At 66.3% G+C, this 22,574-nt stretch carries 20 protein-coding genes; 12 read left to right on the top strand and 8 right to left on the bottom strand.

Annotated elements, in window-relative coordinates:
- Nucleotides 1-6 precede the first annotated feature (6 nt).
- The gene (locus tag IB229_RS03045) at nucleotides 7-2,208 is read right to left on the bottom strand and encodes an LTA synthase family protein (protein WP_318652073.1); all 2,202 of its coding nucleotides are present in this window, start codon (nucleotides 2,206-2,208) and stop codon (nucleotides 7-9) included.
- A 248-nt stretch (nucleotides 2,209-2,456) separates the two neighbouring features.
- On the opposite strand from IB229_RS03045, the gene IB229_RS03040 reads away from it, so the two are divergent.
- The gene (locus IB229_RS03040) at nucleotides 2,457-3,293 is read left to right on the top strand and encodes a S1 RNA-binding domain-containing protein (RefSeq protein WP_192324829.1); all 837 of its coding nucleotides are present in this window, start codon (nucleotides 2,457-2,459) and stop codon (nucleotides 3,291-3,293) included.
- Nucleotides 3,294-3,469: 176 nt separating this feature from the next.
- On the opposite strand, the gene cmoB is transcribed toward IB229_RS03040, so the two are convergent.
- Complete coding sequence (gene cmoB, locus IB229_RS03035; protein ID WP_192324827.1) at nucleotides 3,470-4,438, bottom strand: tRNA 5-methoxyuridine(34)/uridine 5-oxyacetic acid(34) synthase CmoB; 969 nt, start codon at nucleotides 4,436-4,438, stop codon at nucleotides 3,470-3,472.
- Nucleotides 4,435-5,178, bottom strand: coding sequence for a carboxy-S-adenosyl-L-methionine synthase CmoA (cmoA, locus tag IB229_RS03030; RefSeq protein ID WP_192324825.1), 744 nt, complete (start codon nucleotides 5,176-5,178; stop codon nucleotides 4,435-4,437). The genes cmoB and cmoA overlap by 4 nt, the downstream gene beginning before the upstream one ends.
- Nucleotides 5,179-5,352: 174 nt before the next feature.
- On the opposite strand from cmoA, the gene IB229_RS03025 reads away from it, so the two are divergent.
- On the top strand, nucleotides 5,353-7,053 hold the full coding sequence (locus IB229_RS03025) for a diguanylate cyclase (protein WP_192324823.1): 1,701 nt from the start codon (nucleotides 5,353-5,355) through the stop codon (nucleotides 7,051-7,053).
- Here IB229_RS03025 and IB229_RS03020 read toward each other — a convergent pair.
- The 3 genes from IB229_RS03020 to lon form a co-directional block, all read right to left on the bottom strand.
- Nucleotides 7,008-7,706 (bottom strand): lysoplasmalogenase, encoded by a 699-nt coding sequence (locus IB229_RS03020; RefSeq protein ID WP_192324821.1) that lies wholly within the window; start codon nucleotides 7,704-7,706, stop codon nucleotides 7,008-7,010. The two genes, IB229_RS03025 and IB229_RS03020, sit on opposite strands and share 46 nt — an antisense overlap.
- A gap of 98 nt (nucleotides 7,707-7,804) precedes the next feature.
- The gene (locus IB229_RS03015) at nucleotides 7,805-8,200 is read right to left on the bottom strand and encodes a protease inhibitor I42 family protein (RefSeq protein ID WP_192329209.1); all 396 of its coding nucleotides are present in this window, start codon (nucleotides 8,198-8,200) and stop codon (nucleotides 7,805-7,807) included.
- Nucleotides 8,201-8,326: 126 nt separating this feature from the next.
- Nucleotides 8,327-10,711 carry an endopeptidase La gene (lon, locus tag IB229_RS03010; RefSeq protein WP_192324819.1) on the bottom strand — a complete coding sequence of 795 codons (2,385 nt, stop codon included), beginning with the start codon at nucleotides 10,709-10,711 and terminating at the stop codon, nucleotides 8,327-8,329.
- Between the two features lie 156 nt (nucleotides 10,712-10,867).
- On the opposite strand from lon, the gene IB229_RS03005 reads away from it, so the two are divergent.
- Nucleotides 10,868-11,623, top strand: coding sequence for a helix-turn-helix domain-containing protein (locus IB229_RS03005; RefSeq protein WP_192324817.1), 756 nt, complete (start codon nucleotides 10,868-10,870; stop codon nucleotides 11,621-11,623).
- A 285-nt stretch (nucleotides 11,624-11,908) separates the two neighbouring features.
- Here the strand turns inward: IB229_RS03005 and IB229_RS03000 are convergent, their stop codons facing one another.
- Nucleotides 11,909-12,763, bottom strand: a complete 855-nt coding sequence (locus IB229_RS03000; protein WP_192324815.1) for a sulfurtransferase — start codon at nucleotides 12,761-12,763, stop codon at nucleotides 11,909-11,911.
- 290 nt (nucleotides 12,764-13,053) lie between these two features.
- Nucleotides 13,054-14,115 carry an SMP-30/gluconolactonase/LRE family protein gene (locus IB229_RS02995; RefSeq protein ID WP_192324813.1) on the bottom strand — a complete coding sequence of 354 codons (1,062 nt, stop codon included), beginning with the start codon at nucleotides 14,113-14,115 and terminating at the stop codon, nucleotides 13,054-13,056.
- Between the two features lie 168 nt (nucleotides 14,116-14,283).
- Between IB229_RS02995 and rnd the strand changes: the two genes are divergently transcribed.
- From rnd to IB229_RS02950, 9 genes are all read left to right on the top strand, one after another.
- Nucleotides 14,284-15,402: a ribonuclease D gene (gene rnd, locus IB229_RS02990; RefSeq protein ID WP_192324811.1), complete on the top strand. Its 1,119-nt coding sequence runs from the start codon at nucleotides 14,284-14,286 to the stop codon at nucleotides 15,400-15,402.
- 1 nt (nucleotide 15,403) lies between these two features.
- Nucleotides 15,404-15,697, top strand: a complete 294-nt coding sequence (locus IB229_RS02985; RefSeq protein WP_192324809.1) for a YcgL domain-containing protein — start codon at nucleotides 15,404-15,406, stop codon at nucleotides 15,695-15,697.
- A complete protein-coding gene (locus IB229_RS02980) occupies nucleotides 15,697-16,626 on the top strand; it encodes a D-2-hydroxyacid dehydrogenase (protein WP_192324807.1) in 930 nt (309 codons plus the stop codon). The genes IB229_RS02985 and IB229_RS02980 overlap by 1 nt, the downstream gene beginning before the upstream one ends.
- A gap of 129 nt (nucleotides 16,627-16,755) precedes the next feature.
- The gene (locus IB229_RS02975) at nucleotides 16,756-17,205 is read left to right on the top strand and encodes a YcgN family cysteine cluster protein (RefSeq protein WP_192324805.1); all 450 of its coding nucleotides are present in this window, start codon (nucleotides 16,756-16,758) and stop codon (nucleotides 17,203-17,205) included.
- 56 nt (nucleotides 17,206-17,261) lie between these two features.
- Entirely contained in the window at nucleotides 17,262-18,485 is a 1,224-nt protein-coding gene (locus IB229_RS02970; protein WP_192324803.1) for a hypothetical protein, read from the top strand.
- A 126-nt stretch (nucleotides 18,486-18,611) separates the two neighbouring features.
- Entirely contained in the window at nucleotides 18,612-19,499 is an 888-nt protein-coding gene (locus IB229_RS02965) for a LysR substrate-binding domain-containing protein (protein WP_192324801.1), read from the top strand.
- A gap of 97 nt (nucleotides 19,500-19,596) precedes the next feature.
- A complete protein-coding gene (gene aguA / locus IB229_RS02960) occupies nucleotides 19,597-20,721 on the top strand; it encodes an agmatine deiminase (protein ID WP_192324799.1) in 1,125 nt (374 codons plus the stop codon).
- Nucleotides 20,718-21,809, top strand: a complete 1,092-nt coding sequence (locus tag IB229_RS02955; protein ID WP_192324797.1) for an extracellular solute-binding protein — start codon at nucleotides 20,718-20,720, stop codon at nucleotides 21,807-21,809. Before aguA ends, IB229_RS02955 begins: the two co-directional genes overlap by 4 nt.
- Before the next feature lie 218 nt (nucleotides 21,810-22,027).
- A complete protein-coding gene (locus IB229_RS02950) occupies nucleotides 22,028-22,567 on the top strand; it encodes a sigma-70 family RNA polymerase sigma factor (protein ID WP_192324795.1) in 540 nt (179 codons plus the stop codon).
- The last annotated feature ends 7 nt before the right edge of the window (nucleotides 22,568-22,574 follow it).

Here is a 22,574-nt window from a genome sequence, read left to right as displayed (position 1 = left end):
TCCTGCTTAGTGGGGAAGGGCTTCCAGCGGCTCTTCCACGTTCTGTGCGGCGATCAGCTCCGGCGGGATCGGCTCGGTCACCACGCTGAAGTCGCTGATGCGGATCGCCCCGCGGCCTTCGCCGGTGAGGTGGAAGGAGAACGCCTTGCGGGTTTCCGGGTTGTCGAAGTCGAAGCTCAGCTCGATGCTCTTGCCGCGCTGCAGCAGCGGCAGCTCGGGGATGTCGAGGGCGACGTTGCGGTCGAACTCCTTGGTTTTCAATTGCAGCCGCGCGCCGTTGCGATCCAGGCCCATGCCCTCGATCTTCACGGTCACGCGGGTGCGTGTGCCCTTGGGCATTTCCAGGTACTGCGCGCCGATCAGGTTGTCGGCCCAGTCATCGCGGGCGTTGGCCTGCAGGTCGATGCGCTGGCGGTTGGCGAACTGGTAGTGCAGGCCGATCTGCCCACCACTGATCGACTGGTCGAGCAGCTCGGCGCGCTGGCTGACCAGGCGGGCCTGCTTGCCACTGACGCGACCCAGGTAGCGCGCGCTGTCGGCGATGAAACCGGGGCTGGCGTAGCGCCGGCAGACCTGCTGGAAGTTGCATTCGGTGAAGGTCTCGCCATCGTGCTGGCGCAGCATGCCGTTGGTGTACGACATGATCTCGCGGTGCGTGGTGTAGTCGCGGAACAGCGAACGCCCGGCGATGTTGTCCGGCACCGGCAGGGCGAAGTAGTCGAGCACCGAGGTGGTCAGGTCGATATGGCCGTAGACGCCGTTCTTCAGCTTGGGCAGCGTCGTCTGCTCCGGCGCCAGCACCAGGTTGAAGCCCCAGGCGGAGGCCAGGCGCACCTGTTCCAGGCCGTGGGATTCATCGGACGTGATGATGACCAGGGTGTCCTTGAGCACGCCCTGCTTTTCCAGGCCGTCGAGGAAGTCGGCGACGGCGTCGTCGAGGTAGCCGATGGCCGCCTGCTTGGCGCCCGGGTAGCGGGCCAGGTATTCCTGAGGCGCGGAGTAGGGCTGGTGGGTGCCGACGGTGAGCAGGGTGAGCATCCATGGCTGTTTCTGCTGACGCAGCTGCTTGACGTATTTCAGTGCGCCTTCGAAGTAGGCCTTGTCGTCCATGCCCCAGGGGAATTCCAGGTACGGCTTGTTCTTGAACCACTCGCGGCCGTGGGTCTGCTGGAAGCCCATGTGCGGCATGATCTGGTCCTTGGCCATGAAGCGCAGCCCGGCGCCCTGCAGGAAATGCGTGCTGAAGCCCTGCGAGCGCATCTGCGCCGGCAGACACTGCTCGTTGCGCGTGGCGTTGTTGAGCAGTTCGACGCCCTTGGGCGTGCCGGAGTCGAGCTTGTCGTAGTCGCCACAGAGCATGGCGTACAGGCCGCGGATGGTCTGGTGGCCATGCAGCACGTAGTCCGGTGTGCTCATGCTGCGCTCGGCCCATCGGCTCAGGCGCGGCATCAGGTCTTCGGTGTAGCTGCTGTTGATCGCCGCACGGTTTTCGGCGATGTAGGCCCCGGGAATACCTTCCAGGGTCACGATCAGTACGTTGCGCGCCTTGCCGGCGTGGGTCAGCAGCGGCGTGCCGCCGAGGTCCAGGCGGGTCAGTTCGGCAATGTCCGGCGGGCTGTCGGGGACGTCGCCGTCCAGCCAGTCTTCGGCACGCAGCTGCGCGCTGTTGACGCTTTCCACCAACAGCTTGTGCGGCAGGTTGAACTGCTTCCACTGGTCGGCTTCGTTGGGGTTGTAGTACTGGTCGGCCGCGTGGCCGAGCAGCAGCACGGCAGGCAGCGCATAGGCGTAGCGCGACAGGGCCGGCCAGCGGCGCCGGCCGGTGAGCACGCAGGCGACGCCGAGGCCGATCAGGGCGATGGCCAGCCAGGGATTGCCGATGCCGGCGCCCTGGGTGGAATGGCTGAGAAACTGTGGGTCGGTCAGGTATTTCAGGTCACCCGGTTCCGGCATGCGCCCGACCGCCGCGACCAGTTCCGCGCTGCCCAGCAGCATCACGCCCCAGGCCAGCATCAGCAGCACCGCGAGAATCGGCCGGCGATAGCTCAGCAGCAGCAGCAGGCTGCCGATGGCCAGGTCGGACACGTAGCCACCCGGGTACGACCAGCCGAGCCAGAAGCGGCTGACCAGTGGTAGCAGGATGAAGAGGGTGCCGAGGGCAATCAGCGACGCGGCAGGGGACAGCAGCCAGCGACTAGGTGTGCGCACAGGAACTCCTGAGACAGGGCAGTGAGAATCCATGGTGTTAAGACAGATGCCGCAGGTCTTAGTTGCCGCACGCCATGATTCTGAAACATGCCTGTGTTATGCGCTAGTGGCGAATCAATGGCCGATGGCCGGGAATGACCGCTGGAGACCTCTGAGCGACGACTGGTCGGTATCGCCTGCAGCCAGCGTTTGCAGCGTGTTGCGCCATCACGGGGTAGAATGCCGGCCTCGCAAACAAGGTGGTGAACATGGCGCTGATCGGTCGTTACAACTCATTGCAGGTGGTCAAACAGACCGATTTCGGCCTCTACCTCGACGGCGAGGCCGATGGCGAGATCCTCCTGCCCAACCGCTATGTGCCGAAGAACGAGCCGAGCGAGATCGGCGACTGGCTCAACGTGTTCGTCTACCTGGACAGCGAGGACCGCCTGATCGCCACCACCGAGCGGCCCAAGGCCCAGGTCGGCGGCTTCGCCAGCCTCAAGGTGGCGGAGATCAATTCCATCGGCCTGTTCCTCGACTGGGGCCTGCCCAAGGACCTGCTCCTGCCGCACTCGGAAGAGAAACGTCCGCTGCAGGTCGGCGACTACTGCGTGGTGCACGTCTACCTCGACAAGCGCAGCAAACGCATCACTGCCACCGCGCGGCTCGACCGTTACCTGGACAACACGCCGCCGCGCTACAAGGTTGGCGACGCGGTGGACCTGCTGGTGGCGGAGAAGACCGACATGGGCTTCAAGGCCATCATCAACAACCAGCACTGGGGCCTGATCCACAAGAACGAGGTGTTCAAGTTCCTGCGCAGTGGCATGCAGGAAAAGGGCTACATCAAGGAACTGCGCGCCGACGGCAAGATCAGCCTGAGCCTGCAGCCGGTCGGCCAGGAGGCCGCGAGCAGCCTCAGCGAGCAGATCCTCGCTCGCCTGGGCGCCGAAGGCGGCAGCCTGGCGCTGAGCGACAAGAGCCCGCCCGAGGTGATCAGCAAGGCCTTCGGCGTCAGCAAGGGCAATTTCAAGAAGGCCATCGGCGGCCTGTTCAAGCAGGGCCTGATCGTCATCCACGACGACCGTATCGAGCTGGTCTGAGGGGTTAGTCAAGGGGAAGAGCTGCGGCGGTTTTTCGACCGGCAGGGGCGCGGATGGATCGTTCCCATGCTCCGCGTGGGAACGCCGTTGCAGATGCGCTGGGTCTGTGGGACGCGGAGCGTCCCCTGATCGGTACCCACGCTGGAGCGTGGGTACCATCGGAAGATCAATCCGGGCTACGGCTTGCGCGCCACCAGCACCGCGCGCATTGGCGCGGGCAGGCCTTCCACCGTGCGGCTGTGGTCGGCGGGGTCGAGGAAGTCGGGCAGCGACTGGAAGCGCATCCACTCGGTGGCGCGCTGTTCCTCGACGCTGGTGGTGGAGACGTCCACGCACTGCACGTCGACGAAACCGGCGCGGCGCAGCCACAGCTCCAGCGCCGGCACCGAGGGCAGGAACCAGACGTTGCGCATCATCGCGTAGCGGTCCTCGGGCACCAGCACCTGCTGGGCGTCGCCCTCGACCACCAGGGTTTCCAGCACCAGTTCGCCGTTCTTGCGCAGGCAGTCCTTGAGATCGAGCAGGTGGTCGACCGGCGAGCGGCGGTGATAGAGCACCCCCATGGAAAACACCGTGTCGAAGCCTTCCAGTTTGGCCGGCAACTCTTCCAGGGCCAGCGGCAGGTGCCAGGCCGGCAGGTCCGGCAAATAGCGTTTGACCGCGAGGAACTGGTTGAGGAACAGCCAGTTGGGGTCGACGCCGACCACGCTGCCGGCTCCGGCGCCGAGCATACGCCACAGGTAGTAGCCGTTGCCGCAGCCGACATCGAGGATGCGCTTGTTCTTCAGGTCCAGGTGCGGCGAGACACGCGACCACTTCCAGTCCGAGCGCCATTCGGTGTCGATGTGCACGCCGAACAGGTCGAACGGACCCTTGCGCCAGGGAATCAGCCCCTGCAGCGCGGTTTTCAGCTGCGCGCGGGTGGCGTCGTCGCAGGGACCGTCCAGGCGCAGGGCATTCTTCAGCTCCTGCTGTTCGGCGGTCAGCGCCGGCAGCGCCTGCACCGCGGCATACCAGCGCTGCAGGTCGCCGTGACCGATGGCCAGCTTGGCGTCGATCTGCGCGGGCAGGTCGGCGGCCCAGTCCTGCAGCGGGCTGCCGGCGACGGCCTGTTGCAAGGCGTCGAGGTCGAGGGCGGCGATCATGGCAGGGCGATCAGCGAAGCGAAGTTGAGGCACTGGAACCACGGCACCACCTGGCTGAAGCCAGCGGCGAGCAGGCGTTCGCGGTGCTGTTCCAGGCTGTCGGGTTTCATCACGTTTTCCAGGGCGCTGCGTTTCTGCGCGATTTCCAGCTCGCTGTAGCCGTTGGCGCGCTTGAAGGCGACATGCAGGTCGGTGAGCAGGGTGTGCTGCTGTTCGTCCTCGAAGCGCAGTTTCTCCGAGAGGATCAGCGCGCCCCCCGGCAGCAGGGCCTGGCGGATGCGGCCGAGCAGCGCCAGGCGCTGTTCCGGGGCGATGAACTGCAGGGTGAAGTTCAGCGCCACCAGCGAGGCGGGCTGGAACTCGAGGGCGAGGATGTCGCCTTCCTGCACGTCGACCGGCAGCAGCTCCTGGAACATCGAGTCCTGGCCGTGCAGGTACTCGCGGCAGCGCTCGACCATGGCGCTGGAGTTGTCCACCGCGATCACCCGGCAGCCATCGGTCTTCACGTGCCGGCGCAGGGCCTGGGTCACTGCACCGAGCGAACTGCCGAGGTCGTACAGCACCGAGTTGGGCTGGGCGAACTGCGCGGCGAGCACGCCGATGTTCTCGACGATGGTCGGGTAGCCGGGCACCGAGCGCTTGATCATGTCCGGGAACACGCGCACCACGTCCTCGTTGAAGGCGAAATCCTGCAGCTCGGCGTGCGGTTGGGCGAAGATTCGGTCGGGTTGCTGGCTCACGGCGGGTCCGGGGTGGTGACGAAAAGGCCGGCATTTTAGCCAAGTGCCGGCCCGGGCCCAACCACCATCAGTTCAACTGGTCGGAAATCAACCGCGAGGATGTGCGCCAGGCAGCGCGCAGCCGTGCCGAACTGCGATTAAGCTTGAGGCGAACCCGCAAACGGATGGGACCCCATGCAGGCAGACACCCGGCTCAAGTTCGGTTTCGTGCTGGCTATCGCCATGCTTAGCCTCAACGTGCTGTTGCCCCTGCTGAGCAATCAGTGGGTCAAGCAGGCGCGCCTCGACTACGAGCACCAGGAGCGCCTCAGCGGTCAGGCCTCGCGGCTGCTGTCGGCGATCAAGGACGGCGAAACCGGCCAGCGTGGCTTCGTCATCACCGGCCGCGACGATTTTCTCTCGCCGCTCTACCAGGGCTACGGCGAGGTCGACCGACTGCTGGCCGAGCTGCGCGCCGAGGCCTTGCTTGACGCGGAGCTGGCGCTGGCCCTGGAGAAGCTGCAACCGCTGATCGCTGAGCAGCGCAGCTACTTCAACCAGGTGATACGCGACCGTCGGCAGAGCGGCATGCAGAGCGCCGCCGAGCGCATCAGCCAGGGCAAGGGCAAGCAGATGATGGACACCATGCGTGACCACATGGCCGACCTGCAATCGACGCTGCAGCGCCGCCAGGCCACGCTGGAGCAGCAGGGCCAGTGGCTGGAGCGCCTGGGCTTGGTGTTGCTGATCCTGATCGGGCTGCTCGACCTGATCGTCATCGGCCTGCTGTTCCACTTCACCTTCCGCACCCTGCACGAGGGGCGGGTCAGCCGGCAGAACCTCAGCGACCTCAGCGACCAGCTGTCCACCGGCGTGCAGCGCCTGGAGCTGCGCAATCGCGAGATTTCCCTGCTCAGCCGCATGGCCGGGGCGTTGCACTCGGTCAACGAGTTCGACGAGTGCTACGGCATCGTCGGTCGTTTCGCCCAGCAGCTGTTCCCGGACAACACCGGCTGCCTGGCGCTGTATCACCCCTCGCGCGATGTGCTCGACCCGGTGGCGCGCTGGGGCGACTGGCCGCAGTCGCTGGAGTTGTTCGAGCCGCATGCCTGCTGGGCGATTCGCCGTGGCCAGAGCCATCAGGTACTGGACATCGAGCGTGACCTGCTGTGCCCGCACCTGCTCGGCAGCACCGTGATCGAACACGGCTACCTCTGCGTGCCGCTGATGGCGCAGGGTGAGCCGCTCGGCGTGCTCAGCCTCAATGGCGCGCCACGGGCCGACCTGGAGCTGGCCGAGGCGTTCGCCGAGCAGGTGTCACTGGGCGTGGCCAACCTGTCGCTGCGCGACAGCCTGCGCCAGCAGTCGCTGATGGATGCACTGACCGGCCTGCACAACCGCCGTTTCCTCGACGAGACCCTGCGTCGCGAGTTGATGCGCGCGGCGCGCAAGCAGGCGCCGATTGCCGTGGTGCTGCTCGATGTAGATCACTTCAAGCGCTTCAACGACACCTTCGGCCACGAAGCCGGCGACCTGGTGCTGCGGCACCTGGCCATCGAGATGAAGCGCAGCGTGCGCGCCAGCGACCTGGCTTGCCGTTATGGCGGCGAGGAGTTTGCCCTGGTGATGCCGGAGATCAGCCGCGAGGACGCCATCGAGCGCTGCGAAAGCCTGCGCCTGGCGGTCAGCCGCCTGCAGGTGCGCTACGGTGGCGAACCGCTCGGGCCGATCAGCATTTCCCTCGGCCTGGCCTGGTTCCCGGATGATGGCGACCAGGCCGACGCCCTGTTGCACGCCGCGGATGTGGCCCTCTATCGGGCCAAGAATGCCGGGCGCAACCGCCTGTGCATTTACCGTAGCGAGGCGGGCGACTCCACCGCGCTACCAGCGAACTGAGGCATGCGCGCCGCGCTCGTGAGGTAGATGACCGAGGCGGCGATGCCCCACTGGCCGAGCCAGTAGGTGGACAGGATGGCGATGCGCGCGCCCTCGAACGGCTGCACGAAGCGGTTGATGCCGATCAGGCTGTCCGACAGCACGAACAGCACCGCGCCACCAGCGGCCAGCCAGGCCGACTGGCGCGCGATGCCGGTCGTACCCAAGCGTGCCAGGGCGCGCCAGAGCATGCAGCCGATGGCCAGGCTGTAGCAGGCCACGGGGATCAGCAGCGCGCCCAGCCCGGCATTCGCCAGCAGGCCGAACATGCAACCGGCCACCACCACGGCCGCTAGCAGTGGCATGGGAGCCAGGCGCCGCGTGCTGCCTATATAAGCCACGAGGTACGCCAGGTGGGCGACGAGAAATGCGCCGAGGCCGAAGACGAACAGGTCCTGCGGCCACTCCAGCAGCAGGTCGCCGAGTAGCGAGAACAGCAGGCCGATACTGATCCAGCGGCGGTAGGCGGACACGGACGCCTGGCGTAGCCAGAGCAGCAGGGCAATGACCGGCAGCGGTTTGCCAATCAGGCCGAGCCAGGCGGGGCCGTCGAGACGGGAGTAGATGAGCAGGGCGATGCCGGTGGCGGCGAGCAGGGCGAGGAAAGTGCGCATGATGGGCTCTCTTGTTTTCGCCCATTATTGCCGCCGCGCGCGGCATCGGTTCGGACAGCGGGCGCCAGCGGCCAGGGCCGATGGCGACAAGCGCAGGGTCAGCGCACGTTGATCGCGCAGTCGATGGTCTTTTCCGGGGCTACGTCGGTTTCCCACGGACGCTGGTAGCTCATGCGCAGGCGCGCTTCGCCAGCCTGGTAGACCTGGTAGCGCCACAGCGATTGCCCGGCGCTGCCGACCAGGCCAGCGTCCTCCGGGGTGCTGTAGACCTCCGGGCCGAGGCTGCGCAACACGCCCGGTGCGGCGTCTAGCACGGTCCAGCGAAATCCGGTGGTGGGGTTGCTTGGCAGGCTGACGGTGAAGGTCTGGCCCGTGTGCAGCTGCACCGGGCAATCACCCAGCTGTTTTTCCTGCACGGTCACGCTGGTGGGCTGCTGCGCGCAACCGGCGAACAGGGCGATGGCCGCAGGCAGCAACAGGCGCGGGGCGGTGATCATGGTCGACTCCTTGAACTGACGAATGCCGGCAGCATAGCCGCAGGCGCCACGCCGCGACACCGTGCGCGGCAGACACGCCGCGCACAACGGCGCAGAGCGCCGCTGCGGGCAGCATCGGCACACTCAGCCGAACAGCACCTTGGCTACATCGGCGAAGCGCTTGGCGAAGTGCACGGTGAGGCCTTCCTTGAGGTACTCCGGCAGCTCGGTGAAGTCGCCGCGGTTGGCCTCCGGCAGCACCAGTTCGTGGATCTTCTGCCGGCGTGCGGCGATGACCTTCTCGCGTACCCCGCCGATGGGCATCACCTGCCCGGTCAGCGACAGCTCGCCAGTCATCGCCACGCCTTTCTTCGGCGCCTGGCTGCGCGCCAGGGAGAGCAGGGCGCTGGCCATGGTCACCCCGGCACTGGGGCCGTCCTTGGGCGTGGCGCCGTCCGGCACGTGCAGGTGGACGAAGGCTTGGTCGAAGAAGCTCGGGTCGCCTTTGAAGGTCTTCAGGTTGGAGCTGATGTAGCTGTAGGCGATCTCCGCCGACTCCTTCATCACCTCGCCGAGCTGGCCAGTGAGCTTGAAGCCGCGGTTCAGCGTGTGGATGCGCGTGGCCTCGATCGGCAGGGTGGCGCCGCCCATGCTGGTCCAGGCCAGGCCGGTGATCACGCCGACGCCGGAGAGCACCTGCTCGGTGCGGAAGTGCGGCATGCCCAGGTAGCTTTCCAGGTCCTTGGGCGCGATCTTGACCTTCGCCTGCGGGTCGTCCAGCAGCTTGACCACCACCTTGCGCACCAGCTTGCCCAGCTGCTTCTCCAGCTGACGCACGCCGGCCTCGCGGGCGTAACCCTCGATCACCAGGCGCAGCGCGGCATCGCTGATGCTCAGGCGGTTCTTCGGTACACCGGCCTTTTCCAGCTGCTTGGGCCACAGGTGGCGCTTGGCGATGGCGAGTTTTTCCTCGGTGATGTAGCCGGACAGGCGGATCACTTCCATGCGGTCGAGCAGCGGGCCGGGGATCGAGTCCAGGGTGTTGGCGGTGCAGACGAACAGCACCTTGGACAGGTCCAGGCGCAGGTCCAGGTAGTGATCGAGGAATTCGACATTCTGCTCCGGGTCGAGGGTTTCCAGCAGGGCCGAGGCTGGGTCGCCCTGGAAGCTGCTGCCCATCTTGTCGATCTCGTCGAGCATGATCACCGGGTTCATCACCTCGACTTCCTTCAGCGCCTGCACCAGCTTGCCGGGCATGGCGCCAATGTAGGTGCGGCGGTGGCCCTTGATCTCCGCCTCGTCGCGCATGCCGCCGACGCTGAAACGGTAGAACGGTCGGCCGAGGGATTCGGCGATGGACTTGCCGATGCTGGTCTTGCCCACGCCGGGCGGGCCGACCAGCAGCACGATGGAACCGGCGATTTCGCCCTTGAAGGCACCGACGGCGAGGAATTCGAGGATGCGGCTCTTCACATCGTCGAGGCCGGCGTGCTGCGCGTCGAGCACGGTGCGGGCGTGCTTGAGGTCGAGCTTGTCGTCGCCCAGGGTGCCCCACGGCACGCTGCTGGCCCAGTCGAGGTAGTTGCGGGTGACGGCGTATTCCGGCGAGCCGGTTTCCAGAATCGACAGCTTGGTCAGCTCCTCGTCGATGCGCTTCTGCGCCTGTGGCGGCAGCGTGCGGCCCTGCAGGCGTGCGCGGAACTCGTCGGCGTCGGCACTGCGGTCGTCTTTGGTAATGCCCAGTTCCTGCTGGATGATCTTCAGCTGTTCCTTGAGGAAGAACTCGCGCTGGTGCTCGCCGATCTTGCGGTTGACCTCCTCGGACAGCTCGTTCTGCAGGCGCGCGACTTCGACTTCCTTGCGCAGCAGCGGCAGGACCTTCTCCATGCGCTGCAGGATCGGCACGGTGTCCAGTACGCCCTGCAGCTCGCCGGGGGCGGCGGTGGTCAGGGCGGCGGCGAAGTCGGTCAACGGCGAGGGCTGGTTGGGGCTGAAGCGGTTGAGGTAGTTCTTCAGCTCCTCGCTGTACAGCGGGTTGAGCGGCAGCAGTTCCTTGATCGCGTTGATCAGCGCCATGCCGTAGGCCTTGACCTCGTCGCGGCTGTCATCGGCGTTCTGCGGGTATTCGACTTCGGCCAGGTAGGGCGGGCGATGGCGTTTCAGCCAGCCGCGGATCTTCACCCGCTGCAGGCCCTGGGCGACGAACTGCAGCTTGCCGTCGACGCGGCTGGCCTGGTGGATCTTCACCAGGGTGCCATGCAGCGGCAGACTGTCGGTGTCGAAGTGGCGCGGATCGGTCACCGGCTGGTCGACGTAGAACAGCGCCATGCTGTGGTGCTCGGTGTTGCTCACCAGCTCCAGGGTTTCCGCCCAGTGCTCCTCGCTGACGATCACCGGCAGCACCTGCGCCGGGAAGAACGGCCGGTTGTGGATCGGGATCACGTACAGCTTGTCCGGCAGGTTCTGCCCGGGCAGGGCGAGGCGGGTCGCCTGCGCCTCGATGAATTCAGCGGTGTTGTCGTCGCTCATGGGGCACCTTGGCTCTATTCGTATTCCTTTAATGGGACGGCCGGGGGGCGATTTCAATCCTGGATTTTTTTCCGCAGGTTGCCGCCACCGGGCGGCGCTTGCTGGGAATGCCCGGGCGATTGCAGTAAAGTGCGCAAAATTTGATCAGAGCCGACCATGCTCAAAGCCCGCCTCGCGCGTCTCGATAACCAGGCCCACGAACACGCCCACGACTACCACCAGTTGGTCATGTCGCTGGCCGGGCGCGCCGAATTCGAGGTCAACGGCAGTGGCGGCGAAGTCTGCCGCATGCGCGCCTGCCTGGTGCCGGGCGATGCCGAACACCAGTTCGCCGGGGTTGGCGACAACCGCATGCTGATCCTCGATCTCGACGAGCAGGACACCTCGCCGGATGACCTGCGCCTGCTTGCCCAACTGTTCGAGAACCCGCGCTACCCGGCGCTGGATGCCGATTTCCAGAACCTGCTGGCCTACGCCGGTGCCGAGCTGGCGCGCTATGGCAGCGACCCGCACCTGGCCCGTGCCCTCGGTGGCGTGCTGCTGCGTGCCCTGCACCTGCGCCTGTTCGGCGAGCAGGCCCAGGCCAGCAGTGGCGCGCTGGATATCGAACGACTGGACCGCTACATCGCCGAGCACCTGGCGCGGCGCATCACGGTGATCGAGCTGGCGCAGGTTGCCTGCCTCAGCCCGAGTCATTTCCACGCGCAGTTCAAGGACAGCGTCGGCTACACCCCGCACCAGTACCTGCTCAAGACCCGCCTCGACCGCGCCGCGCGCCTGCTGCGCGAAAGCCCGCTGCCGCTGGTGCGCATTGCCGAGGAATGCGGCTTCTCCAGCCAGAGCGCACTGACCACCGCCATGCGCCGCTACCTGGGCCTGACACCCAAGCGCCTGCGCGGGCTACAGGGCTGACATTCGACCCGCAGGGTGCGCCGCGCGCACTGCTCGGAAGTCTCGAATTTTCGAAATGCGACAGGCTGGCTCGGAGCGGCGCGATCTGACTCTTGCCGTGTGCGTTCACGAAAAGCCGGTGTGCACGGCTCACCCTACGGAGCGCGAGCCCATTCGTGTATCGAGAGCCGCGGTGTGTAGGGTGGATGACGCTCTTTTCATCCACCGAGACCACGCACGGTGGATCGGTGGCGAGTGACTCACCCTACGAAAAACATGTGATGTGGCGCTGGCTGCCGCGGATGCTCAGTCGCCTGTCGCTACCGGCCGGCTCGGGTCGGTGATCCACTCGCTCCACGAGCCGGCGTACAGCGGCGCCAGCGGGTAGCCGGCGAGGCTCAGGGCGAACAGGTTGTGGCAGGCGGTGACGCCCGAGCCGCAGTAGGCCACCAGCTGTTCCGCCGGTTTGCCATCGAGCAGCCCGGCGAAGCGTTGGCGCAGCTGGTCGGCGGGCAGGAAGCGGCCATCGCTGTCGAGGTTGTCGGTGAACACCGCGCAGCGAGCGCCCGGGATGTGCCCGGCGACCGGGTCGAGCGGTTCCACCTCACCGCGAAAGCGCGGCAGGGCGCGGGCGTCGAGCAGGCTCAGGGTTGGTTCGTCCAGGCGCTGCTGCAGCTGCTCGGCACTGAGCAGCAGGCTGGTGTCCGGGGTGCCGCTGAAGGTACCGGCCGGCGCCTTCGGTACCTCGGCGCTCAGCGGCAGGCCCGCGTTCTTCCAGGCTTTGAGGCCACCGTCGAGCAGGTACACGCCGCTGCGCTTGCCCAGCCATGCCAGCAGCCACCAGGCGCGGGCGGCGAAGGCACCGGGGCCGTCATCGTAGAGCACCACGTCGGCGTCGGCATTCAGCCCCCAGGCACGCAGTTTGGCGACCAGCGTCTGCGCATCGGGCAGCGGATGGCGGCCGGTGACGCCCTTGTGCACCGGGGCGGAAAGGTCCTGCTCAAGGTCGGCGAACTGCGCACCGGGGATGTGCTCGCTGGCGTAGCTGCGGGCGCCGTAGTCGGGCGCATCGAGGGCGAAGCGGCAATCGAGGACGACCAGGCCGGGTTGGCCGAGGCGGGCATGCAGTTGTTCGGGCGTGAGCAGTTGGGCGAGGGACATGGCAGCTCCTGGGTCGATTCCTGACTAGGGGCATCATAAGAACACCGGCGCGGCCTGTCGTGTACTGCGAGAAACGGTGTTCCTGTTTGGAGCGTGCTTATTTCCGCAAAAACACGGTCGCAAGAACCCAGCACGGTGCTGTCGTAGGGTGCGCCGTGCGCACCGCAGCCCCGAGGTTTGCCCTGGTGCGCATGGCGCACCCTACGGTGACGCGTCGTGCGCTCGGGCATTGCCGGCACTGAAGCATGAAAAAGCCCGCCAATCGGCGGGCTTTTTCATGTGCAGAAGGCTCAGTGCAGTTTCAGCGTGCCGATGCGGTCGTTGTCCAGGCTGCCGAAGTACAGCATGTCTCCGACCGGTTTGACCGAGGTGACCATGCGCAGGTGCGTGCCGCTGGTGTCGTGCAGGCTGCGCACGATCGTGCCCTGTTCGTCGAGGGCGATGGCGAAGCCGTAGCTCTTGGCCTTCGGCCACAGCGCGCGTGGCAGCTTGGCCATCTGCGCCTTGAGCCACGGCTGGTTCTGCAGGAAGTCGGCATCGGCCTTGCGCGGTGTCGGCATGGCGACCCAGAAGGTGCCGGCACGGTCGCCCTGCAGGTTGTCCGGCAGGCCGGGCAGGTTGTCGATGAACAGGTCGTGGGTCCCGGCCTTGTCGCCCTTGAGCCAGTAGCGGGTGATGCGGTAGCGGTAGGTTTCGTTGACCAGCACGAAGTCTTCGTTCTGCGACAGCGCCACGCCGTTGGCGAAGTACAGGTCCTTGAGCAGGGTCTCGGTCTGTCCGCTGGCCGGGTCGTAGCGCAGCAGGCGGCCATGCGGGCGGCCTTCGAGCAGGTCGAGCAGGTAGTCCGGCTGCTGGAACTTGCTCGATGCATCGCTGAAGTAGATGCGCCCGTCGCTGGCGATATCGAGGTCGTCGGTGAAGGCGAACGGCACGCCGTCGGCGCTGGTGGTGAGCACCGTGATCTGCCCTTGCGGGTCGATGCGCAGCAGGCCCTTGTAGGCATCGGCGACGATCAGGTTGCCCTGGGCGTCGAAGTCCATGCCCAGCGGACGGCCGCCGGTGTTGGCGAAGGTGCTGACCTGGTCATCCTTGTCGATGCGCACGATGCGCCCGTCATGCAGGCCGGCGTAAACCAGCCCCTGGCTGTCGACGGCGGTGTCTTCCGGGCCGTGGATCTGCCCTTTGCCGATCAGCTCGGCCTTCATCAGGGTGTCGTTGGGTTCCAGCACGCCGGTGAACAGCGGCGCTTCGCCGGGTTGCCAGGCGAGCGGGTCGATGGGGCTGGGGGGGAGCGCCAGGTAGCCGGCGACGCAGGCGATCACCAGGGCCAGCAGGCCGAGAAGCTTCTTCATTGTTGTTCTTCCCTGTGAGTGAGGTGGCCGGCAGTGTAGCGCGTTGGATTTGGCCACAGTGCAGGCCGCTCGTTGGCAAATGATTCGACATAAATGCCCGGCGGACATCAGGCGCCCGGCCCGCGCCGTGGGCATATATACTGCGCGGCATTGCCCAAGGAGCACCGCGTGGCTATCGATATTCAATGGATTCTCGACGACGCCAGCCTGGCCCGTCATTGCGCCGATTGGCGGCAGTTGCCGTTCGTCGCCCTCGATACCGAGTTCATGCGGGTCGACACCTTCTATCCGATTGCCGGTTTGCTGCAGGTTGGCGATGGCGAGCGGGCGTTCCTCGTCGACCCCCTTGAGATCAGTGACTGGTCGCCTTTCGCTGCGCTGCTCAGCGACCCGGCGGTGGTCAAGGTGCTGCATTCCTGCAGCGAAGACCTGGAAGTATTTCTGCGCCTGACCGGCAGTCTGCCGCTGCCGCTGTTCGACACGCAGCTGGCGGCCGGCTACCTCAACCTCGGCTTCTCCATGGGCTATTCGCGTCTGGTGCAGGAGGTGCTCGGCATCGAGCTGCCCAAGGGCGAAACCCGCTCCGACTGGCTGCAGCGCCCGCTGTCGCCGACGCAGATCAGCTACGCCGCCGAGGATGCCCAGCACCTGGCCGTGGTCTATCGCGAGCTGCAGCCCAAGCTGTCGGCAGACAAGCTGGCCTGGGTGCTGGAAGACGGCGCCGAGCTGGTGGCCAACCTGCGCCGCGAGGTCGACCCGCAGCAGATCTACCGCGACGCCAAACTGGCCTGGAAGCTGTCGCGCCAGCAGTTGGCAGTGATGCGCGCGCTGTGTACCTGGCGCGAGAGCCAGGCGCGGGCGCGCAACCAGCCGCGCAACCGGATCATCCGCGAGGCCTCGTTGTGGCCGCTGGCGAAAACCCAGCCGGACAACCTCGTCGCCCTGGCGCGCATTGAGGACATGCACCCGAAAACCGTGCGTCAGGATGGCGAAACCCTGCTCGAACTGATCCGCGAAGCGGCCGCATTGCCGCCGGAGCAATGGCCTGAGGCGTTGCCGCAGCCTTTGCCACTGGAGTCCACCACACTGCTGAAGAAGTTGCGCGCGGTGGGCCAGCGTGAGTCTGAACGGCTGCAGATTGCCCCCGAACTGATGCTGCGCAAGAAATCCCTCGAAGCTCTGCTCAAGACCGGCTACCCGGACGGCCCCTATCAACTGCCCGATAGCCTCAAAGGCTGGCGCCGCGCGCTGATGGGCGATGACCTGCTGGCAGCCCTGGAAGACTGACATGAAGAAGATCTGCTCCATTTACCGCAGCCCACGCAAGAACGAGATGTACCTCTATGTGCTCAAGAGCGACGAGCTCAAGCGCGTGCCGGAGGCACTGCTGGCCGCGTTCGGCCCGCCGCAGCTGGCCTTCAGCCTGGTGCTGACACCGGAGAAACCGCTGGCCCGCGAGGACATCCACAAGGTGCTGGAGAACCTCGAGACCCAGGGTTATCACCTGCAGATGCCGCCGCCCGAAGACGACTACATCGAGCACCTGCCCGAAGAACTGCTGCGCCGCAACGACCCGGTCTGATGCGCATCCTCCTCGCCGACCGCGACCCCGAAGACTACGCCGGCCTGTTGCAAGCGGCCCTGCCACAGGCTGAGCTGGTCGTGGCGGGGGAGCGCGCAAGCCTGAACCAGGCAGAAGGCTGTACGGTCTGGCTGGGCCAGCCGGATCTGCTCGCCGCGCTGCTGCGCACGGGTGCCCGGCCGCAGTGGCTGCAGTCGACCTGGGCCGGGATCACGCCGCTGCTGGCCAGCGACCTGCCGCGCGATTACCGCCTCAGCCGCGCCGTGGGCATCTTCGGTCAGGTGATGGCCGAATACGTGCTCACCTACCTGCTGGCCCAGCGCCGGCGCCTGCTCGGGCGTCTCGCCACCCAGGTCGAGCAGCACTGGGACGCGCAGCTGCCGAGCAGCCTGCGCGGTGTGCGGGTACTGGTGGTCGGGGCCGGCGACATTGGCACGCAGATGGCCGAATTCCTCGCCCCGTTCGGCGTGCAGCTGCGCGGTATCGCCCGTCAGCCGCGGCCCATCGCGCCGTTCGCCGAGGTGCATGGCCTGGACGCGCTGGCCGAGCAGGCCGCCTGGGCCGACTGCCTGATCAACCTGTTGCCGGATACCCCGGCCACCCGCGATGTCTATGACGCGGCGCTGTTCGCGCAGATGCCCGCCGAAGCGCTGTTCATCAACATCGGCCGCGGCGTGGCGGTGGTTGACGAGGACCTGCTGGCGACCCTGCGCCGTGGCCACCTGGCCGGTGCGGTGATCGATGTTTGCCGGCAAGAGCCGCTGCCGGCTGGCCACGGTTTCTGGGATGCACCGCGGTTGCTGTTGACCGGGCACAGCTCGGCCCCCACCGACCCGCAGTTGCTCACGCGTTTGTTCCTCGACAACCTGCAACGTTGGCAAGCCGGCGAGGTGCTGCGTGGCGAGGTGGATTTCGCCCGCGGCTACTAAGCTCCTCCGAGGTTTCGCCGTGCGCTGCGTTGGCGGTGCCTCCCCTCAGCCAGACCATCAGTCGCCGCTGCTTGGCCCCTGCTGCCGCAGGGGCTAGACTGCCGCCCTTTTTCGCGTTGTATCGTCGCCATGGCCGCCAAAGTCGAACCCTTCTGGAAACGCAAGACCCTCGCCCAGCTCGACCAGGACGAGTGGGAGTCGCTGTGCGACGGCTGCGGCCTGTGCTGCCTGCAGAAGCTCGAGGACGAGGACGATGGCAGCGTCTACTACACGCGCATCGCCTGCAAACTGCTCGACCTGAAAACCTGCCAGTGCAGCGACTACGCCAACCGCCGCGCGCAGGTGCCCGACTGCATCCAGCTCACCCCGGCGCAGGCCGATCAGTTCCAATGGTTGCCGCCGACCTGTGGCTATCGCCTGGTCAGCGAGGGCAAGGAGCTGCCGCTCTGGCATCATCTGGTCTGTGGCGACCGCGAGGCGGTGCACCACGAACGTATTTCCCAGTCCGGACGCATGCTCAGCGAGAACGCTGTGGCCGAGGATGACTGGGAGGACTACCTGATCTTTCGCGCGGGTTGAGCGAATCGCGCAGTCGTCGGTCCAAGGCCGATACCGTCATGCATGGAGCCCACGCAATGTCTGCTCGTCACAAACTGCTGTCTTCCGTTGTCCTGCTGTGCCTGAGCAGCCCGCTGTGGGCGGCGAAGAAGGTCGACCTGGACTACCACGTGCGCTTTCTGCCGGAGAGCGATCAGGCCGAAGTGACCCTGACCCTGGAGAAGGGCGAGGTGGTGCGCAGCCTGACCTTCGACCTGGGCGACAAGGGCTACTACAGCGACTTCACCAGCAATGGCAGCTGGCAGAGCAGCTCGCCGCAGAGCGGTACCTGGAAGCCGGGCAAGGGCGAGGCGACGCTCAGCTACAAGGTGCGCATCAGCCATCCGCGCAAGGCCGGCGACTTCGATGCGCGGATGACGCCGACCTGGGCACTGCTGCGCGGCGATGACCTGGTGCCCAGCGCGCACCTGGACCAGGTCGACAAGGTCGAGCTGATCTCGCGCCTGCAGTTCGAGCTGCCCAAGGGCTGGAAGAGCGTGGAAACCGGCTGGCCGCGCATCGGCGAGAACCGCTTCCGCATCGACAACCCCTCGCGCCTGTTCGACCGCCCGACCGGCTGGATCGTCGCCGGCAAAGTCGGCAGCCGCCGCGCCGAACTGGGCAATACCAACGTCACCGTGGCTGCGCCAGTCGGCGAAGGCATGCGGCGCATGGACATCATCACCATGCTCACCTTTGTCTGGCCGGAAGTGCAGGCGGTGTTCCCGCGTGATCCGGCCAAGCTGTTGATCGTCGGCGCCGGCGACCCGATGTGGCGCGGCGGCCTGTCCGCACCCAACTCGCTGTTCATGCACAGCGAGCGGCCGCTGGTCAGCGAGAACGGTACCAGCTCCCTGGTGCACGAGCTGGTTCACGTGTTCAGCCGCATCCGCGACACCGACCGCAGCGACTGGATCAGCGAGGGCCTGGCCGAGTACTACGCCATCGAACTGGTGCGCCGCGCCGGTGGCATGAGCGAGGACCGTTACCAGTCGGTGCGCAAGAAGCTGATCGGCTGGAGCAAGAAGGTCGAGACATTGCGCACCGAAGAGTCCAAGGGACCGATCACCGCGCGCGCCGTATTGCTGCTGCAGGAGCTGGACCGCGAGATCCGCAACGGCACGCAGAACCAGCGTTCGCTGGACGACGTCACCCGTGGCCTGATGCGCCTGGACAAGGTCAGCACCAAGGACTTCATCGAGATCAGCGAGAACGTGCTGGGCGGCCCTTCCGACGTGCTGGATAGCAAACTGCTGCGCTGATTGCCTCGCGTGCGATGGTCGCCCTGACTACCGCACCGATCCTCCCGCTGCCGCCGCACTGGCCGCCGCACTGGACGTGGCGGCGCACCTGGGCAACGATGCCGGCTTTGCCCGGATGCCCCGACCATGCGCCGCCTGCCGTCCCTGACTGCCTTGCGTACCTTCGAATCCGCCGCGCGCCATGCGCATTTCGGCCGAGCTGCGGCCGAGCTATGCGTCACCGACAGCGCCGTCAGCCACCAGATCCGCCAGCTCGAAGAGCAGCTCGGCACCAGCCTGTTCCAGCGCGACGGCCGCCAGGTGCGCCCCACGCCGCAAGCCAGGCGCCTGTTGCGCAGCCTGCAGCAGGCCTTCGAGCTGATCGGCGAGGCCTGCGACGAGCTGCGCGACCCTGGCTCGCAAGCGCAACTGCGCATCGCGGTGACTGCCGAGCTGGCGCAGAAGTGGCTGGTCGGGCGCCTGGCGGATTTTTCCGAGCGCTACCCGCAGATCACCCTGCATCTCTACGAGCAGCCGCTGGAGGCAACCCAGCCTGGAGAGGAGATCGATCTGGCGATCACCTACGGCACCGGTCCGGCGGATGCCAGCGCCTACTTCGTACGGCCCTTGCCGACCCTGCTGTTCTTCCCGGTATGCAGCCCCGGCCTGTTCAACCAGCTGCCGCTCAAGCACCCGCGCGACCTGGCGCGTCACTGCCTGCTGCACGACGACCAGGACGGCAAGACCTGGACCGCCTGGCTGACCACCCACGCCGGCGATATCCAGCCGCAGCGTCATCTCTACCTCGGCCATGCCGGGCTGACCATGGAAGCCGCGGCAAGAGGGCAGGGCGTGGCCATCGGCGACAACCTGACCAGCGCCGAGGACCTGGCCAGCGGCCGTCTGGTACGGCCGTTCGCCGCTAGTGTGGCCTCGCTCGGGCAATACGCGCTGGTCTGCGAACGCCTGCGTCTGGACAAGCCAGCGGTGGCGCAGTTCGTCGAATGGCTCACTGATCAGTTGGTCGATGTCTGAATTTAATTCAAGGGTTCCGCGATAATGGTCATTGGTCGCGGGCGCTCTACCACGGGTACTGTCGGGCTATTCCTCAGCCACCGACGAGTATTCTGCAATGGCCCGTTCCCTGACCTCCCTGCCCAAAGCCGATGGCTTCCGCCTGCCCGGTGAATTCGAACCCAAGGCGCGCTGCTGGCTCGGCTGGCCGGAGCGCACCGACGTGTGGCGCAACGGTGCCAAGCCGGCACAGAAAGTCTGGGTGGAGATCGTCAGCGCCATCGCCAGCAGCGAGCCGGTGACCGTGTGCGCTTCAGCCAGCCAGTACGCCAACGCCCGTCGCCAACTGCCGGCCCATGTGCGTGTGGTGGAGATGACCTGCAACGACACCTGGTTCCGCGACAGCGGCCCGGCCTTCCTGGTCAATGACGACAGCGGCGAAGTGCGCGGCGTCGACTTCGAGTTCAACGCCTACGGCGGCCTCGACGGCGGCCTCTACTACCCGTGGGACAAGGACGACCAGATCGCGCAGAAGATCCTCGAGATCGAAGGCTACGACCGCTACCGCGCGCCCTTCATCGCCGAAATGGGTGGCATCCAGAGCGATGGCCAGCGCACGTTGCTGACCACCGAACAGTGCCTGCTCAACCGCAACCGCAACGCTCACCTGGGCAAGGACGAGGTAACCCGCCGGCTGCAGGATTACCTCGGCGCCGAGCAGGTGATCTGGCTGCCGCGTGGCTGCAAGTTCGACGAAACCGACGGCCATATCGACGACCTGGCCTGCTTCGTCCGCCCTGGCGTAGTGGTGCAGCAATGGACCGATGACCGCGACGATCCGCAGTGGGAAATCTACCAGGAGGCCTACGACATCCTGCGCAGCACCCGCGACGCCCAGGGCCGCGAGCTGCAAGTGCACAAGCTGCCGCAGCCGCGCGTGCTGGAGTGGACCGCGGAGGAGGCCGAGGGCCTGGATCAGGACGACGCCACCCACACGCGCCAGGCCGGCACGCAGATCTGCGCGTCCTACATCAACTACTACGCCGGCAATTCGGCCATCGTCCTGCCGCTGTTCGACGACCCGAATGATCGCGTCGCCCAGGCCACCCTGGCCGAGCTGTTCCCCAAGCACCGCATCCTCGGCATCGACAACTCGCGGGAAATCCTCCTCGGTGGCGGCAACGTCGCCTGCATCACCATGCCCCAGTACGCCGCGCCCAAACGCGCCCAGGAGGTTTCATGAAACTGCATGCCGGTCTGTTGGCCATGAGCCTGGTCGCGAGCGCACACGCGCTGGCAGCCGAGGCGCCGAAGCAGGTCAACCTGTACATATGGGGCGAGTACCTGGCGCCGGACACCCTGAGCAGCTTCGAGCAGAAGACCGGGATCAAGGTGGTGGTCGATCATTTCGACTCGCTGGAAACCGTCGAGACCAAGTTGCTCACCGGACGCAGCGGCTACGATCTGGTGCTCACCGCCGGCCAGCACCTGCAGCGGGCAATTGGCAGCGGCGCGCTGCAACCGCTGGACAAGGCCGCGCTGCCGCATTTCGCCGGCCTTGATGGTGAGTTCACCGGGCACATGGCGGCCTTCGATCCGGGCAATCGTTACGCCGGTCTGTATGTCTGGGGCACCACCGGTTTTGGTTATCAGGAGCAGGCCATCGCCAAGCGCATGGCCGATGCGCCGACCGACAGCTGGGCGATGCTGCTCGATCCGGCAGTGGTAGCGAAATTCGCCGACTGCGGGGTGAGCTACCTCAACGACCCCAACGAGGTGTTCGCCGCGGCGTTCCGCTACTTGGGCCTGGACATCAACCAGCAGAGCCTCGACGACCTCAAGCTCGCCGAAGCGCACCTGGCCAAGGTGCGGCCGTCGATTCGTTACTTCGACAACGACCGCAACATCACCGACCTGGCCAATGGTGACGCCTGCCTGGCGATGTCGTGGAACGGCAACGTGTCGATCGCCGCCGGCCAGGCGCAGCAGGCCGGCAAGCCGTACAGCCTGCACTACAGCATCCCGCGCGAGGGCACGCTGATCTGGTTCGATGCGATGGTGATCCCCAAGGACGCGCCGCACCCCGAGGCCGGGCTGGCGCTGATGGACCATCTGATGATGCCCGCGGTAATCGGCGCCATCAGCAACACCATCTACTACGCCAACGCGGTGCCGGCGGCCAATGCCACGGTCGATCCGGCGATCCTCGCCGACCCCGGCACCTATCCGCCGGCCGAGGTGCGCGCGCAGCTGTACACCAAGAACGACAACAGCCAGGCCTTCAACCGTGCGCTGACACGCGCGTTCAGCCGGCTCAAATCGGGCTTGTAGGGCGGCTTTGCGACGGTGCTCGTCCTGGGCACCGTGCGCATCGTCGGCACTGTCGGCCTACTGGCACCTTGACCAGCACGTAGTGGTTGAGATCTAATGATAGTTATTCTCATTTGGTCTCCGTCGATTCGTCGCCTCTCGCTGCGTCGTCCGGTTGCCTGTTGTCGGGGGCGGTGTGGCGGTAGCAACGAACAGTGCGACAGTCTGGCGTCATCGTCATGGATGAGCAGCTGCGCGGCTCGGTCTCCGGGGCGTACCGTGCATTTCGTGCCGAGCTGCTGAAGTTCCTTGGCAAGCGCCTGGGCAGCTCCGCCGATGCAGCGGACCTGGCCCAGGATGCCTTCACCCAATGGCTGGACTGGCGCGATCGCGAACAGGTCCAGCAGCCCCGCGCCTTTCTCTTCCAGATTGCCCGCAATCTGCTACGTGACCACTGGCGTCGCCAGCAATCCCGGCCCCAGGCCAGCGAAGACGTCGATTCGGCGCAGACCCTGCATGCCATGGCCGATGAACAGGGAGCGAGCCCCTTGGAGCACGTTGAACAGCAACAGCGCTTGCATCTGCTGGCCCGCGCCCTTGATGATCTGTCGCCGCGCCGCCGCGAGGCTTTTGTCCTGCATAAGTTCGACGGCCTGTCCCAGGTCGAAGTGGCGCAGCGCATGGGCATTTCCCTGAGCATGGTGGAAAAGCACATCGCCAGCGCCCTGCTGCACTGCAAGCGGCGCGTGGAAGGGCAAGCCGTGGCTGACGAAACATGAGCGAGAG

Origin of the sequence: Pseudomonas sp. PDM14 (genome assembly GCF_014851905.1) — a bacterium.
Classification (GTDB): domain Bacteria; phylum Pseudomonadota; class Gammaproteobacteria; order Pseudomonadales; family Pseudomonadaceae; genus Aquipseudomonas.
This window is presented reverse-complemented; position numbering and strand designations above follow the sequence as displayed.